The organism is Nitrospira sp., from assembly GCA_029194535.1.
Lineage (GTDB): Bacteria > Nitrospirota > Nitrospiria > Nitrospirales > Nitrospiraceae > Nitrospira_C.
The window spans coordinates 1,704,549-1,719,948 of sequence record JARFXR010000001.1 but is presented as its reverse complement, the minus strand read 5'-3'; the positions used below and the strand labels follow the sequence as shown (position 1 = coordinate 1,719,948).

General features: G+C 63.5%; 14 protein-coding genes. 7 read left to right on the top strand and 7 right to left on the bottom strand.

Annotation, left to right across the window (positions count from 1 at the left end):
- Window positions 1-661: 661 nt before the first annotated feature.
- A complete protein-coding gene (locus tag P0111_07785; GenBank protein MDF0643916.1) occupies window positions 662-1,396 on the top strand; it encodes an MBL fold metallo-hydrolase in 735 nt (244 codons plus the stop codon).
- A 129-nt stretch (window positions 1,397-1,525) separates the two neighbouring features.
- Window positions 1,526-1,711, top strand: a complete 186-nt coding sequence (locus P0111_07780) for a hypothetical protein (GenBank protein ID MDF0643915.1) — start codon at window positions 1,526-1,528, stop codon at window positions 1,709-1,711.
- A 14-nt stretch (window positions 1,712-1,725) separates the two neighbouring features.
- On the opposite strand, the gene P0111_07775 is transcribed toward P0111_07780, so the two are convergent.
- The 4 genes from P0111_07775 to P0111_07760 are packed head-to-tail and all read right to left on the bottom strand — an operon-like array spanning window position 1,726 to window position 5,415.
- Window positions 1,726-2,868: an ABC transporter permease gene (locus P0111_07775; protein ID MDF0643914.1), complete on the bottom strand. Its 1,143-nt coding sequence runs from the start codon at window positions 2,866-2,868 to the stop codon at window positions 1,726-1,728.
- On the bottom strand, window positions 2,865-3,794 hold the full coding sequence (locus P0111_07770) for an ABC transporter ATP-binding protein (GenBank protein MDF0643913.1): 930 nt from the start codon (window positions 3,792-3,794) through the stop codon (window positions 2,865-2,867). The genes P0111_07775 and P0111_07770 overlap by 4 nt, the downstream gene beginning before the upstream one ends.
- A complete protein-coding gene (locus P0111_07765) occupies window positions 3,791-4,792 on the bottom strand; it encodes an HlyD family efflux transporter periplasmic adaptor subunit (GenBank protein MDF0643912.1) in 1,002 nt (333 codons plus the stop codon). The genes P0111_07770 and P0111_07765 overlap by 4 nt, the downstream gene beginning before the upstream one ends.
- A complete protein-coding gene (locus P0111_07760; protein ID MDF0643911.1) occupies window positions 4,789-5,415 on the bottom strand; it encodes a TetR/AcrR family transcriptional regulator in 627 nt (208 codons plus the stop codon). Before P0111_07760 ends, P0111_07765 begins: the two co-directional genes overlap by 4 nt.
- A gap of 127 nt (window positions 5,416-5,542) precedes the next feature.
- Between P0111_07760 and P0111_07755 the strand changes: the two genes are divergently transcribed.
- The 4 genes from P0111_07755 (at window position 5,543) to P0111_07740 (ending at window position 10,194) form a co-directional block, all read left to right on the top strand.
- Window positions 5,543-7,036, top strand: a complete 1,494-nt coding sequence (locus P0111_07755) for an RNB domain-containing ribonuclease (protein MDF0643910.1) — start codon at window positions 5,543-5,545, stop codon at window positions 7,034-7,036.
- Between the two features lie 229 nt (window positions 7,037-7,265).
- Complete coding sequence (locus tag P0111_07750) at window positions 7,266-7,859, top strand: tetratricopeptide repeat protein (GenBank protein ID MDF0643909.1); 594 nt, start codon at window positions 7,266-7,268, stop codon at window positions 7,857-7,859.
- 224 nt (window positions 7,860-8,083) lie between these two features.
- A complete protein-coding gene (locus P0111_07745) occupies window positions 8,084-9,418 on the top strand; it encodes a nodulation protein NfeD (GenBank protein MDF0643908.1) in 1,335 nt (444 codons plus the stop codon).
- Between the two features lie 2 nt (window positions 9,419-9,420).
- A complete protein-coding gene (locus tag P0111_07740; protein ID MDF0643907.1) occupies window positions 9,421-10,194 on the top strand; it encodes a slipin family protein in 774 nt (257 codons plus the stop codon).
- A 70-nt stretch (window positions 10,195-10,264) separates the two neighbouring features.
- On the opposite strand, the gene P0111_07735 is transcribed toward P0111_07740, so the two are convergent.
- The 3 genes from P0111_07735 to P0111_07725 form a co-directional block, all read right to left on the bottom strand.
- Entirely contained in the window at window positions 10,265-11,416 is a 1,152-nt protein-coding gene (locus P0111_07735; GenBank protein ID MDF0643906.1) for a class I SAM-dependent methyltransferase, read from the bottom strand.
- 79 nt (window positions 11,417-11,495) lie between these two features.
- Window positions 11,496-12,860 (bottom strand): glutamate-5-semialdehyde dehydrogenase, encoded by a 1,365-nt coding sequence (locus tag P0111_07730; GenBank protein MDF0643905.1) that lies wholly within the window; start codon window positions 12,858-12,860, stop codon window positions 11,496-11,498.
- Window positions 12,861-12,935: 75 nt separating this feature from the next.
- Complete coding sequence (locus P0111_07725) at window positions 12,936-14,231, bottom strand: MFS transporter (GenBank protein ID MDF0643904.1); 1,296 nt, start codon at window positions 14,229-14,231, stop codon at window positions 12,936-12,938.
- A 107-nt stretch (window positions 14,232-14,338) separates the two neighbouring features.
- Here P0111_07725 and ltaE point away from each other — a divergent pair, with 107 nt between their 5' ends.
- Window positions 14,339-15,373 carry a low-specificity L-threonine aldolase gene (gene ltaE / locus P0111_07720; protein ID MDF0643903.1) on the top strand — a complete coding sequence of 345 codons (1,035 nt, stop codon included), beginning with the start codon at window positions 14,339-14,341 and terminating at the stop codon, window positions 15,371-15,373.
- Window positions 15,374-15,400: the final 27 nt, after the last annotated feature.

Genomic DNA, 15,400 nt, shown 5'->3' with positions numbered 1-15,400 from the left:
AGCGGGAATCCCGTCAAGACCTGCTCCTCAGCAGTGAGTCATGATCGAGCAGTGGATGCCCGCTGGAGCCTGCCCTCGACACCGATCGAGGGCGAGCATGACGCGAGCGGATACTGACCAATTACGCTTCGATGCGACGATCTGAACGTCGCCCGGTTCGACCGCTTGCGCCTCGTGTTGCGCCCCAGAAGGTCGTTCGTGGTGAGCCCTTCGACTGGCTCAGGACAGGCCTGTCGAACCATGAACGAAACTCATTGAACGTGGGCGCCCTTCGACCGGCTCAGGGCGAACGGATATTTTCGGACCTTACGGGACACCACACTAGCCCGCATTATTCACGAGAGTTCGTGACGAAACCGCCAAGACGCCATGCGAGACGGGCGCGCGGAGCGCCGAGAGGTCGAGGCATACTTGAAGAGGCATACTTGAAACAGTATGTCGAGGCCGCGAGGGGCGAGCCCGCCCGCTGGCATGCCGCACAACCGCATGTCAGCTTGTCGCAGCGGCGTATCGGCGGTTGCAGTAGAAGTCGTCGTGAATAATGCTGGCTAGGCCTTCGCGACGAGACCATGGACTCGTCCAGCGCGAGCCAGTAGAATAGCCGCGTTTTTGCCGAGCGAGGGCGAACCGCCGCACACCGCCTACCCGGAGGACTCACACCGTGACCGAGCGAGCCACCTATACCGTCACGACGTTGCTGGACGTGAACGACGTCCAGAACGTCGACGACCGGGCGGAGAGCCGCACGTACATCGTGGCCGACGGGGCGTCGCGGCTGGCGGTCATCATCGATTCGGTGCTGGAAAACGTCGACCGGGATCTGTTGCTGCTGAAGGAGTTGGACCTGACCCTGGCTTACGCGGTGGAAACCCACATCCACGCCGACCATATCACCGGAGCCTCGGCCATCAAGGATCGAACCGGCGCGCCGATCGTCTACGGAGGGGCCGCCGAAGGCGTGGTCACGGGAGCGGACCGCTTTCTCTACGACGGGAAGGATCTCACGTTCGGAGCCACCTCGATCAGAGCCCTGGCGACCCCCGGACACACCGACAGCTGCACCAGCTATCTCCTGCCAGGCGCGGTGTTCACCGGGGATACGGTGTTCATTCGGGGAAACGGCCGGACGGATCTCCAGGGCGGCTCGTCAAAGAGACTCTTCGAATCTGTCCATACCAAGCTGTTCACTCTGCCGGACGAGACGGTGCTGTATCCGGGGCACGACTATACCGGCCGCGTGGCGTCGACCATCGGAGAAGAAAAGCGGTTCAATCTGCGGCTCAATTTAGCCATCGACTTGGACACCTTCGTCGACATGATGAGCAAACGCCGGGTGCCGCTGCCGGCGAAGATTGACATTGCCGTGCCCGCCAACATGAAAGCCGGCCGTATGTGATGGCAGTCGGCTTCTCCGGCTTGACTCACGTCTCTTCTCCGCCTACCGTACGGTGCCCGGATCAACGGCTCACTTGACCGAGCCTGCCGTCGCACCGGGCCGACTCATCGCCAAAAAAAGGAGACCTGCATGCGATTCGTCAAGGTGAAGGATGAGGAACGGGCCGGAGAGGTGGCGATCAATCTGGATCTCGTGCGCGAAGCCCATTACGGCGGCGGCTTGCTGCATCTCTATTTCGAGCGCAGCTCCAGTGCGCAGGACGACATGACCTTCACCGGCGAGAACGCCCAAAAGATCTGGGCGGCCTTGGGCTGACGGAACCCACCCGCTCAGTCGAGAGTTTGCTTGAAGCGCGTGACCCCGATGGTCAGTGCCACCGCGGCGAACAGGGCGACTTGCCAGAGCTGTAACAAGACCTCCTCGACCCCGTTGCCTTTGAGCAGGATGCCCCGGACGATCCGCAGAAAATGTGTCAGCGGGAAGACTTCGCCGATGGCCTGCGCCCAGGCAGGCATGCCGCGGAAGGGGAACATGAATCCCGACAACAGCAGGGACGGCAGAAAGAAAAAGAACGACATCTGCATCGCCTGAAGCTGATTCTGCGCGATCGTAGAAAAGGTAATACCGACCGCCAGATTGGCGGCGATGAAGACCAGCGCCGCGGCGAGCAGCAGCACGAGATTGCCTTCCATCGGCACCCCGAACAGAAAGCGAGCGGCCAGCAGAATCAGCCCCAGCTGAACGTAGCCGACGAGAATGTAGGGAATGAGCTTTCCGATCATGACCTCGAACGGCCGCGTGGGCATGGAGAGGAGGTTCTCCATCGTGCCGCGCTCGCGTTCCCGCGTGATGGCCAGCCCCGTGATGACGACCATCGTCATGGTCAGCACCACACCCATGAGGCCCGGCACGATGTTGTAGTGCGTGACGGCCTCGGGATTGTACTGGGCATGCACGCGCAGCTCCACCGGATCCTCCTGCCGCGCCAGAAATCCGAGCGGCCCCTTGAAATCGTGCTGGAAGGCCGAATTCACGAGCATCCGCAACGAACCGATCGCGTTGCCGGTGGCGGCGGGATCCGTCGCGTCGGCTTCGACCAGGATGGCCGGCCGGTCGCCGCGCCATAGATCGCGGGTAAAGTTTTCCGGAATCGAGACCACGAACTGGACCTCCCCGCGCGCGATCGCCGCGCGAGCCTCGGTTTCAGTCCGCAGCTCTCGGACAAATTCGAAATAGTTGCTGTGGCGAATCGCTTCAAGCAGGCTGCGACCCTGCGGCCCCCGATCGGCCAACAGTACCGCCGTCGGGAGGTGCTTGGGATCGGCGTTGATCGCCAGCCCAAAGAGGATCAGCTGGATCAGCGGGATTCCGATCATCATGCCGAACGTCAGCCGGTCCCGACGCATCTGGACGAACTCTTTCACCACCATGGCCCAAAATCGTGCGGGTGAAAACACGTTCCGTGTTGTCATGATGAAAAATTGTCCTGGGACCCGCCCATCAGGTGGATGAAGACGTCTTCGAGCCCGGGCCCGATCCGACGCCAATCGTAGTCCGTCGTCTTGAACGGCGCGATGGCCTCGGAAAGCGCCGCGTCATCGTCGCCGCTCACATGCAGGCGGTTGCCGAACGCGACCGCCTGTGTGACACCGGGCCGCGTGCGGAGCGTGGCGGCTAGCCGGTGCAGGTCGGGGCCCGCCACGAGCCAGGTCGTGAGGCCGGCATGGTCGATCACCTCCTGCACGGTTCCATGGGTCAGCAGCTTGCCGTAGGCGATGTAGGCCAACCGGTGGCACCGTTCCGCCTCGTCCATATAGTGGGTCGTAATCAGGCAGGTCAGGCCGTCGGCCGCCAGATCGTGGACCTGCTCCCAGAACTCGCGCCGCGCCTTGGGGTCCACTCCGGCTGTCGGTTCGTCTAGGAGGAGGAGCTTCGGTCGGTGGATCAAACAGGCGGCCAGCGCGAGCCGCTGCTTCCACCCTCCCGACAGCTCCCCGGCCAGCTGCCGCCGGCGCTCGAGCAAGCCCAGCCGCTCGAGACTGAGGCGGACGGCGCTCCGCCGATCCGGCACGGCGAACATGCGCGCCACGAAATCCAGGTTCTCCGCGATGCTCAGATCTTCGTAGAAACTGAACCGTTGGGTCATGTAGCCGACATGCCGCTTGATGGCCCGGCTCTCCCGAATGACGTCGTACCCCAAACAGGTGCCGCGGCCGTCGTCGGCGCGCAAGAGCCCGCACAGCATGCGGATAAACGTGGTTTTGCCGCTGCCGTTGGGACCGAGGAAGCCGCAGATCTCGCCCTTGCGGACCTGCAACCCGATCCGATCGACCACGGTCCGGTCGCCGAAACGCTTGGTCATGTTCTGCACGTCGATGGCCGGCGCGTCCTGCGTCATCGATCGCCTCCGATCCGGACGTCCACCGGCTGTCCCGGATGCAGCTTTGCCGCAACCGACGGATCGAACCGCGCTTCGACCATGAAGACGAGCTTGGAGCGGCTTTCCCGGCTGTAGATCACCGGGGGAGTAAATTCCGCCTTCGGTGAGATATAGTTCACCGTGCCGACAAACGACTCTGCGATCCCGTCGACGGATACGCGCACGGACTGTCCCGGTTGCACCGTGCCGGCCAGATCCTGCGACACGAAGGCCCGCACCTTGACGTTTTGCGGCGGCAGGAGCGCGACGACGGGACGTCCCGCCGCGACCCATTCTCCTTCTCGATACAGTATCTCGAAGACCAGGCCCGCCTTGGGAGCCTGCTGCTGCTTCTGCGACAATTCCCAGGCGGCCTTTGTCAGGGCCGCTTCGCGCGCGCGCACTTCCGCTTCCGCCGCCGCGATCTGGTCGGTTCGGGAGCCGGCCTGCGCGGTGTCCAGCTCCGCTTCGAGTTCGGACACGCGATGGCGGTCCTGATCCCTCGTCGCCCGAGTCCGATCGAGTTCGATCTCCGACGTGGCGCCCGGCACCCGACTCAAGGCGGCCTGCCTGGTGAATTCCCGCTCCGACAACCGGACCGCGATGCGGGCCTGCTTGAGCTGGGCTTTGATGACCTGGATTTCCGAGGGACGTTTCCCCTTCTTCACATCCTCCAAGGTCGCCCTGGCTTGCGACAGTCGCCGCTCCGCTTCTTCCCGCGCCGCCTGCTCCGGCTCCCCGTTCAGACGAAAAAGCGGCTCACCCTCCTTGACCTCCTGCCCGCGCTGCACCATCAACGATTCCAGCGCACCCGCATAGGGCGAAGCCACATAGACGAATTCGCCCTCGACATACCCCTGCACCAGCGTCCGGTCGGGCGGCGTGCAGGCCGGCAGCCCCGTCCACACCCCGATCAGCGCGGCGAGCGTGCCGGCGGCTCGAACACCGGTCACGGCGGCGGACCGTATGGCTTTCATGACGTCCTCCGTGCCGTGCCGGCGATCAGTCCCTCGAAGATCACCGACATGATCGCGCGGTATCCCTGTTCGGGCGTCAGACCCAGCTCGATCAGCTTGGGTGGATTCATGACGGCACGAACGGCCCCGAGCAGAATTTCCATGGCCAGGTGTATCGGAATATCCCGCCGGATGACTCGGGCTCTCCGCCCCCGGCTCAGCAGTTTGCCGAAGTACCGCCGGATGAGCCCCCGGCGCTTCCGCTCGATCACCTCGAACAAATGGGGAGCGTCGCGTTGGATGTCACGCACGAAGGGCGCCTGGATCTCCTGGGTATGGGTCTGCACCGCGGCGAGCAGACGGCGCAATGCGCCGAGCACGTCGCCCCGGCCGGCGGCCGTAATTCGGCGCAGATCGGCTTCCACACACCGAAACTTCTCCAGAATCACCGCCTCGACGAGCGCTGTCTTGCTGGGGAACAGGCCGTAGAGGGTCTTCTTGCTCATCCCCAATTCATCCGCCAATTCATCCATCGTGACGCGGCGGAACCCCTGGCTCAGAAAATGACGGCGGGCGGTCGCCACGACTCGCTGCGTCGCGTCGGTCTCGGACGGCAGATGCGTGATCGGTTTGCGGGTCTGCATGCGGCTCGGATACTATGGAAACTTGAATAGTACTATCAGTTTCCCCAGGCCGAACGCAAGGGACCGCAGAGGCTGCGGCGCCTCCTCGATTCGTGTTATAGAATGCCACACCTTCTGGAGGACACTGATGGGCACTCACCGGTCCGATCTTCGCGGCATCGCCAGGCGCGCCATGATCGAGCGGGATTTCTACCCCGATTTCTCTTCCCCGGCCCTGGCGGAATTGTCACGAATCTCCGCCCCGGCGGACCGCAAGGGAGATCCGGGGGTACGCGATCTGACCCACTGGCCATGGGCCTCGATCGACAACGACGACTCCCGGGATCTCGATCAACTCACGGTAGCCGAGCCCGCACCCGACGGCGTCATCGCGATCCGTGTGGCGATCGCGGACGTGGACGCTCTGGTCGCGAAGGATTCGAGCCTGGACGCCCATGCCCTGCACAACACGACCTCGGTCTACACCTCGGGGGGTGTCTTCCCCATGCTGCCCGACAAGCTCTCGACCGATCTCACTTCACTTAATGAGCACCAGGACCGTCTGGCGATCATCGTGGAGATGAGCGTGGGGGAGGACGGCGAGGTGCTGGGCTCCCGGATCTACCGCGGCATGGTGCGCAACCAGGCGAAGCTGGCCTACGGCGCCGTCGGCGCCTGGCTGGAGGGCGACGGACCCGTACCCGGCGCCGTCAAGGAGGTCGAAGGCCTGGAGGCGCAGTTGCGGCTGCAAGACCGCGTCGCGCGCCGGCTCAAGGCCAGACGTCATCAGGAAGGCGCGCTCAGTCTTGAAACGCTCGAGCCGAAGGCCGTCTTCGATGGCGAGCGGCTCTCCAACGTCTTGGTGGAGCGAAAGAATAGGGCCAGGGACCTGATCGAAGATTTCATGATCGCGGCCAACCAGGCGACCGTGACCTTCCTGAAAGCCGAAGGCATGCCGTCGTTCCGGCGTGTGCTCCGGTCGCCCGAACGCTGGCAGCGTATTGTAGAGGTCGCGGGCCGCTGGAACGAGCCGCTGCCCGCCCAGCCGGATGCACGTGCGCTGGAGAGCTTCTTGGTCAAGCGCCGGGAAGCCGATCCCCTGAGGTTTCCCGATCTCTCTCTCGCGATCGTCAAGCTCATCGGCCGCGGGGAATATGTGCTCGACCGCCAGCAGAACGGAGCATCCGAACACTTCGGTCTTGCGGTGAAGGACTATACCCACTCCACCGCGCCCAACCGCCGCTTTCCCGACCTCATCACCCAACGGCTCATCAAAGCAGCCCTGGCGCAGGCGTCCCTTCCCTATCGTCCGGACGAACTTCAATTTCTGGCGGATCACTGCACCAGGAAAGAAGACGACGCCGAAAAGGTCGAGCGGCAGCTCCGAAAATCGGCCGCGGCGCTGTTGCTCGAATCGCAGATCGGCCGGCGCTTCGACGCCATCGTGACCGGCGCCTCGAGCAAGGGCACGTGGGTGCGCCTCCTCGATCCGCCGGTGGAAGGGAAATTGGTGTCGCGACTCGGAGGGCTCGATGTGGGAGACACGCTCGCCGTGGAACTGCTGCACACGGATGTCGAGCGGGGCTTCATCGACTTCGCTCGGGTCGGGCATGGTCAGGATCGCAACCAGTCGGCAGAATGACCGCCGCAACATCCCGATGCGCCGGTTGCCGGAAGGCCATTCGCACTCTGCGCAGGGCCGCGCCGCTTCGCTGCTACGCTTCATGGATCGGAGAGACCGGTCCATCGAGCTCGCGGCTTGAACTTCCCGCGTCAAGCTGAGTAGGATTACGCTTTACCGTTTTGACTCGTTCACCCTGAACAGGATCACTCGCGAGAGTGCTCGGTGAAGGATTTGGTGAGATTGTCCCATGCCAAAATCATTCTATTCTCCGTACCTGTTGTGGCTGCTGTGCTGTCTGCTGACCTCCTGCGTCACCGAGGATTCACCGACCGATCGCCCCAAGTCCGTGCTCCCCTATGAAGAGTCCGCGGTCTCGATCTCCGACCTACGCAAGGCGGCGGAGCAGGGCAACCCCGAGGCTCAGAATCGGTTGGGGACGCTGTATAGTGAAGGCCGCGGCGTGCCTCAGGACTACAGTCGGGCGAAGCAATGGTTCGATAAGGCCGCGGAGCAAGGTCATCCAGGCGCACAGGTCAACCTCGGCACTCTGTACTTCCAGGGCAACGGGGCGCCTGAAAGCGAACAGATGGCCCTCTCCTGGTTCCGCCGGGCGGCGGCGCAGGGGGATGCGCTGGCCTTCGCCAAGCTCGGCCTGATGTACGAGCAAGGCCGCGGCGTACCCCAAGACTTCATCCAGGCGCATATGTGGTACAACCTGTCGGCGGCGCACGGTGAGAAGCGGGCGCTCGAGCGTCGTGACGCGCTCACCAGGCAGATGACGCCCGCCCAGATCGCCGAAGCACAGCGGCTGGCTCGGGAATGGACCCCGAAACAGAAGTAGTTGCGGCTACACCCTGCCCCCATCGCGTAAGGGCTTCGCCAGATTCTCCGGTGTGCCGATATCATGGCGGCGTTGCGCTCATCGATCCGGCATTATCGCCGGATCTCGGCGTAAAGCCAAGACGGCGCAGTCCCTTTCTTGACAGAGTTTCAGGCGGCTCGTATTCTGCGAGTGCCGGGTCCGTCGCTTATCTGCCGCCTCTTCGGTCAAGGTGGAGATGCCCGATGAAGATGTTGGGTCATCGGTCCAGGCTGCCGCCGCTTCTCCCGATTCTCGCTCTGCCGGTCTGTCTCGCCGTGCCGTCCGGCGTGGCGACAGCCGCGCCGCCCGGGCCCTCCGTGCTGGTGGCAACCTACGACGGCGTCATCAACCCGGTCGCAGCCGAATTCGTGCACGATGCCCTCGCGTCGGCCCTGGAGACCGGAGCGCGGGCCCTGATCATTCGTCTCAACACGCCGGGTGGGCTCGACACGTCGATGCGCCTCGTCATCAAGGACATTACCGGGGCCGCGATCCCCGTCGTCGTATATGTCGCGCCGTCCAGCGCTAGGGCCGCCTCGGCCGGAGTCTTCATCGCGATGGCCGCGCACGTGGCGGCCATGGCTCCCGGCACCAACATCGGGGCGGCCCATCCCGTGGCGGTCGGAGGAGGCGAGCTGGGCGACGCGATGAAAGCCAAGATAGAGAACGACTCCGTGGCCTACATCAAATCGATCGCCGAACAGCGCAAGCGCAACGTCGTCTGGGCGGAAGACGCCGTCCGGAAGAGCCTGTCCGTCACGGAGCGCGAGGCCTTGAAACTGAAGGTTATCGACCTGATCGCCGACGACCTGCCCTCCCTGCTCAAGCAACTCGATGGCCGCGCCATCCAGCTCCAGACCGGACGGACCGTGGTGCGCACTGCCGGAGTCGAGATGCGCGAATTCCCGATGGGGCTGCGCCTCGAATTTCTGAAAGCCCTCAGCGATCCCAATATCGCCTACCTGCTCATGACCATCGGCACGGTCGGACTCATGGCCGAACTGTACAATCCTGGAGCGATTCTCCCCGGCATCGTCGGCGCGATCAGTCTCGTCATGGCGTTTTACGCCCTGCAGTCGCTGCCGGTAAACTATGCCGGTGTTCTCCTGTTCCTGCTGGGGATCGTCTTCTTTATCCTGGAAGCCACCGTCACCAGTTACGGCTTGCTCGCCATCGGCGGCGTCATCTCTCTCCTGCTGGGGTCGGTGATGCTGATCAAGACCGACGCGGAGTTTCTACAGATCTCCTGGTCGGTCATTCTTCCGGTCGTCACGCTGGTGGCCATCTTTTCGCTCCTGATCGTCGGTATGGGCGTCCAGGCCATGCGCCGGCCTCACGCCACCGGCCCAGAAGGCATGATCGGCCTCGTCGCTACCGCCAGAACGGCGCTGGCTCCGCACGGACATGTGGCGGTACAGGGCGAACTCTGGGACGCGGTCAGCGAGCAGCCGCTTCAACCCGGCGAAGAAGCCGAAATCACCGGCGTTGAAGGTCTGCGCCTTCGCGTCAAACCCTGCTCCACGAGAAAAGAGGCGTGACCATGCCGTTCAGTCCATTTGCGATCCTGATCCTGGGCGCCGTTCTCGTCCTGATGGGATTCAACGTCCTGCGGGAATACGAACGGGCCGTTATTTTCCGATGGGGGCGTCTCGCCCGGGGCCTGGTCGGCGGTAACGGCCCCGGCGTCATCATAATTCTCCCGTTCATCGACAAGCTGGTCCGCGTCAGCTTGCGAATCGTAGCCATGGACGTCCCGCCCCAGGACGTGATCACACGCGACAACGTGACCGTGAAGGTCAATGCCGTCATTTACTTCCGGGTGGTGGATCAGGAGCGGGCCATCATCCAGGTCGAAGACTATCTCCAAGCCACGTCCATGATGTCTCAGACGACGCTCCGAAGCGTGCTGGGACAGAGCCAACTCGACGACCTGCTGGCGAAGCGCGAGCAGATCAACGCCGATCTCCAGCGCATCATCGATCAACAGACCGAGCCCTGGGGCGTGAAAGTCACGGCCGTGGAGGTCAAGAATGTGGACTTGCCGCAGGAAATGCAACGGGCGATCGCCCGCCAAGCGGAGGCCGAGCGCGAACGGCGCGCGAAAATCATCCACGCCGAAGGGGAATTTGAAGCGTCACGGCGGCTGGCCGATGCCGCCGACGTGATCAGCAGAAACCCCGCGGCGCTGCAGCTCCGGTACCTTCAGACGCTCGTCGAGATCGCGGCCGAAAAGAACTCGACGACGATCTTTCCGATTCCGATCGACACCATCGCGCCATTCCTCAAACCATCGGGCAAGCAGCCGGAGCCGTAGCTCGTGCCGCCGCACCGGAGACTAGCCCGCTGCGTGCCGCCAGGAATGAACCGGGTCTTGACGCGCGCGATCATCCGCCGACGATCTCCTGATAGTACGTCTCCAGCATTGCGCCGCGCGCCGGTTCGACGATCACCAACTGACGCCGGTCGAATGTGTTGGCGCAATACAGATACTGACCCGCATCGCACCGTCCATACTCCGCATGCAGTTGCCGGCCGTCGGGTTCGGACAGGGTCCGTTCCTTGACGACGACGCGGCCACTCAGCCCCTCCCAGGCCGATTGGGCCGACGGATAGTGGTTTTCGTATAGCGGCGCCTCACCGCCGGTCGCGGGCGGTTCGACGGCCGGGTCGAACGGCGCTCCTTCATCCGGCTCGGGCGCCTCGTCCCACTCGACCGCCCCGTCCCCGTTCTTCTGTAATGTGTAGAACGGCCCGTCCTGGGCAATCTCCTCCACGAGGCTGTACCGGATGGGCCGGGGAGACTCGATCTGGATCAAGCCTCGCGCCGCCAAGGCCCGTTGAAACGGCACGCGACGGGACAACTGACGTGTCTTCTCAAACACCACCATGCGGCCCTGCGCCGTCAGGACCGAGCAGAGCGCGTCGAGTCGAGGGCCTACACCGGTACGCTCCTCGAACCCCCGCTGACCGCCCCTGTCTCGATCCCGTTCAAACGTCCGCCAATCGTGGCTCGGCAGGCCGGGGTCCTGCTCCGCCTGCAACAGGGCATGGGTCGCCACGACAAGATCGACCGTCATGGACGTGCGGCGATCCACGATGTCCAGACACTCAAACCGAATATTCTGCAGGCCGAGCGCGACCGCCTGTTCTTCGGCCCGACGCAGCGACTCGGGTGACCGGTCGACCCCGAGAAAGGACACGTGGGGAAATTGTCTGGCATAAAACGTCGTCAGCACACCGGTCCCGCAACCGAAGTCGAGCACCGACGTCGCCAGACCGATGCGCTCCGCAGTCAACGCTCCGACCGCCAGATAATACTCGTATCGTTGGCTATAGAGCACCGGGAGTATGCGCGGATCGGCCGTGGCGTCGTAAAAGGCGATTTCGTCGGCGGAGGTTCCCTGCCGCTTCTGCTCGACGTGGCGATGGAGGAGACTCAGCTCCTGCATCGAGAGGGATCGGCGCTGCCACTCGAAATAGGCGTCGTCGGAGTCGAATCGCTTGAGTCCCCAGAAGGCTAAGTGCTCGTGAAGCATCACTCGCATCTCGTCTTTCGACGCACTGGGCACGATGTACCTTTACGAGCTGCGCTTCACGTCCCACGCTTCATGAGGCTTAAGGCCGTTTGAGCATGATGGCGTCAAAATAGGTTTCAGGCACCGGGTGAGGCAGGCGCAACTGACCGCTGCCGAATGCCACATACTTTTCACAGGTCAACTGATCAAGTCCGATCGGTCCCTTCGCATGGAGCCGCGATGCACTGAGACCGATGTCCGCGCCAAGACCGAAGCCGTCGCCGGCGTTCAGCCGCGACGAGGCATTGACCATCACCGAGGCCGCGTCGACCTCCCGCGTAAATCTCATTGCGGACACGTAATTGGTGGTGGCGATGACGGCGGTCAGAACCGGGCCGTGCTGGGCGATGTGCTGCAGAGCTTCATCCAAGCCGGTCACCATCTTCACGGCCAGCAGAGGCCGTTCGAACTGCGTCGTCCAGTCTTCCTCCGCGGCCGGCTTGATGGACGTGTGTCCGCTCATGGCCATCTGTCCCATCAGCGCGATCGTCTTCGGGCAGCCCCGGACTTCGATCTTGAACTCATCAAGCAACCGGTTGATGAGCGCCGCTAAAAATTGCCGGCCCACCACCTGCTGCACGAGCAATGTATCGAGGGCATTCGGCGCGCCGGCCAGCTGCGCCTTGGAATTGACGACGATGTTCTGCGCCATCGGAATGTCGGTGTCGGCATCGACGTACAGATGGTTCAAGCCCCCGTCGTGACACAGTATCGGCATTCTGGCTCCCTCGAGCACCGCCTTGCGCAGGCCCGGGCCGCCTCGCGGAATGATCGCATCGAGATGCTTGCCCGCCCGGATCAGTTCGACCGCCACCTCTTTCTCCTGGCGCTCGACCAGCACCCACGCGCCGGCCGGCACGCCTTGCTGCTCCGCCGCTTCCCGCAACGCTTTACCGATGACCTGATGCGTCAGGGCCCACTCCGGCGCTCCGCGGAAAATGCAGGGGTTGCCGGCCTTGAGACAGAGCGCGATGGATTCGACGGTCACCAGCGGCTTCCGTTCCGAAATCACGCCGATCACCCCGATGGGAACGCGTACGCGGGATACTTGGAGCCCGTCCGGCTGTTCCCACCGAGCGGTCACCGCTCCGACGGGATCGGGGCCATCCGCGATCCTCCGGAGTCGCTCCACCATCTCCTTGATGTCGTCGGCCTGGATACGCACCCGTGCGACCGCCGCCTTGAGGCGATCTTTGTTCGACTCGCCTTCAAAAGATTTCCCCAACGCATCGACGTCCTGATCGTTGGCGGCAAGGATCGCGTCCGCATCCGCCTCGATTCGCTCGGCCATGGCTCGAAGAGCCCGATCTTTGATCGGCCCCGCCAGTAAGGCCACGGGAGACGAAAGCTTTCTAATTTCTTTCAATAGCTTATCGACATAAATCTTAACTGGAACTTCAGGCATTTGACCTCCTTCGTATCCTAAAATCTCACCGCGCGCCGCCGAACTATAGCACGCGATTTTTCGGACAGTAAACCATCACCCGATCGTCCCTTCCTTGACAATTCCGACCTGCCGTCTGCGTTCTTCCTGTCGCGCGAGCGACCATCCCAACCAGGCCCAGCAGCAGGCGATCGGAACCAGCATCCACGAGATCTGCGCGGCCGAGATCCCGAGCGCCTTCACTCCGTTCACCACCCATCCGGTGACGGCGTCCCCGCCGCGGGAGACCGCCGTGTCGATGAAGTTCTTCGCTTTGTACTTTTCTTCTCGGGTTACGACGGTAAAGAGCACCTCGCGGGCCGGTTTCGAGACGGCATATTCCCCCACGCGGCGGACGACCGTAAAGAGCGCATAGAGCACCAGAAGCGGCGCCGTCCCGATCAGCGCAAATCCCGCGGCGCTGGCCAGGGGCAGAGCGACCAACGCTGCGGCCAATCCCAATCGCCCGATCAGCTGGCCGGTGATGAAGAGTTGCGTCAGGAACGTGATGGCGTTGACCGAGAGATCGATCGTCGCAAAGAGTCTGGTCCGGCTCTCGGACGACGGGATCTGCTCGCTGACCAACCGCGCCTGTTCCAGGTACAGGAAGGTCGCCGTCGTCGTGAGGCAAAACAGATAAAGACAGATCCCCAACAAATAGCGTGACGAGACGACGAGCCGGACTCCCTCCCACATACCGCCTCCAAGCGGATGTCCGGCTCGCGCGTCCTCGGCCTCCGGCCGAGCAAAAGCCCATTCGTGCAGGCGGTGGATACAGAGCCCGCAGGCGGCGAGAAATCCCGTCGACACCAGCATCAGCCACGGAATGGGCGCCACGTACGTGACGGTCGCCGCCAGGATCGGTCCGCAGATGGCGCCCGTGCTTCCTCCGGCGGCGATCACCGCGAACAGCCGAGCCCCCTGGGCGGGCGTGAAGAGATCGGCCATGAAGCTCCAAAATACCGACACGACGAACAGGTTGAAGACGGACAGCCAGACGAAGAACATGCGCGCCACCCAGGCCGGCGCCGTGTGGCTCGCCATGAGCAGAAAAAATCCGACGAGATTGGCGCCGAAAAACGTATAGACGCTCAGGAGCAGCTGATGGCGCGGCACGCGGGCCGAGAGATAACCGAACAGCGGCGTCACCGTCAGCAGGGCGACAAAGGTGGCGGTCATCATCCAGGGAAGATGCTGCACGCCGCCTTCGATGGCCATCTCGTCCCGCACCGGACGGAGAATGTAGTAGCCGCACAGCAGGCAGAAAAAATAGAGAAACGACCAGGCCACCGGCACGACCTCGTCGGGCTCCGCCCCGGTCACGGCTAGAATGGTCGAGCGCACGCGCGTCACAGGGCGGCATCCTGACGGGCACGCTTGATGGGTGCAAGCGGAAAATCCCCGGAAGCCCGCCGGCCCGGGACTTTTCTCCCGCCTCCCGCTGTGGTATGCACTCGGGGATGACGGTGATCGACCTTCGCAGCGACACGGTGACGAAACCGACCCCAGCCATGCGAAAGGCTATGGCGCAGGCCGACGTCGGCGACGACGTCTACGGGGAAGACCCGAGCGTCAACAAACTTCAGGACACCGTCGCGGCCCTGCTCGGGAAAAAGGCGGCCCTCTTCGTTCCCTCCGGCACCATGGCCAACCAGTTGGCCATCCGCGTGCACACGCAGCCGGGCCAGGAAGTCATCGCGGAGAGCAAGGCGCACATCGTACGGTATGAACAAGGCGCGGCCGCCGCGCTCTCGGGCGTGCAGCTGCACTGCATCCCCGGAGAACGCGGCCTCATGGGCGCCGAACAAGTCGAAGCGGCGATCAGGCCGACCGATCCCCACACCGTGCGGACCGCGTTGATCTGCATCGAAAACACGCACAACAGCGGCGGCGGCACGATCTATCCGCTCTCGACGATCGAACGAATCAGAGCCGTCGCCGCCGACCGCCGTATCCCGATGCACCTGGACGGAGCGCGGTTGTTCAACGCGGTGACGGCGACCACGCTCCCGGCCGCATCCTACGCCCAGCATTTCGAAACCGTCTCGGTCTGCCTATCGAAGGGGTTGGGCGCGCCGGCCGGCTCGTTGCTCGCAAGCAACGACCTCGCCCTCATGGACCGAGCCCGCCGATTCAGGAGAATGTACGGAGGCGCCATGCGTCAAGCGGGCGTGCTCGCGGCGGCCGGACTCTATGCGCTGGAGCACCATGTCGCGCGGTTGAAGACGGATCACGACAACGCCAAACGTCTCGCCAGACGGCTGCAGCAGATCCCCACCGTCGCGATCAGCCCGCAGCACGTCGAGACGAATATCATCATCTTCGAGGTCGCGGGTCACCGGCTCGAGCCCGCCGCGCTTGTCGCAGCCCTCAAGCAGGAAGGCGTGTTGATCAACGCAATCGGCGGAACGAGTTTCCGCGCCGTCACCCATCTCGACGTCCCGACGGAGGCGATCGACCACGCGGCCGACATCTTCGCTCGGGTCCTCGGATGACCGCCGCGCATTGACAGTGCCGCCATC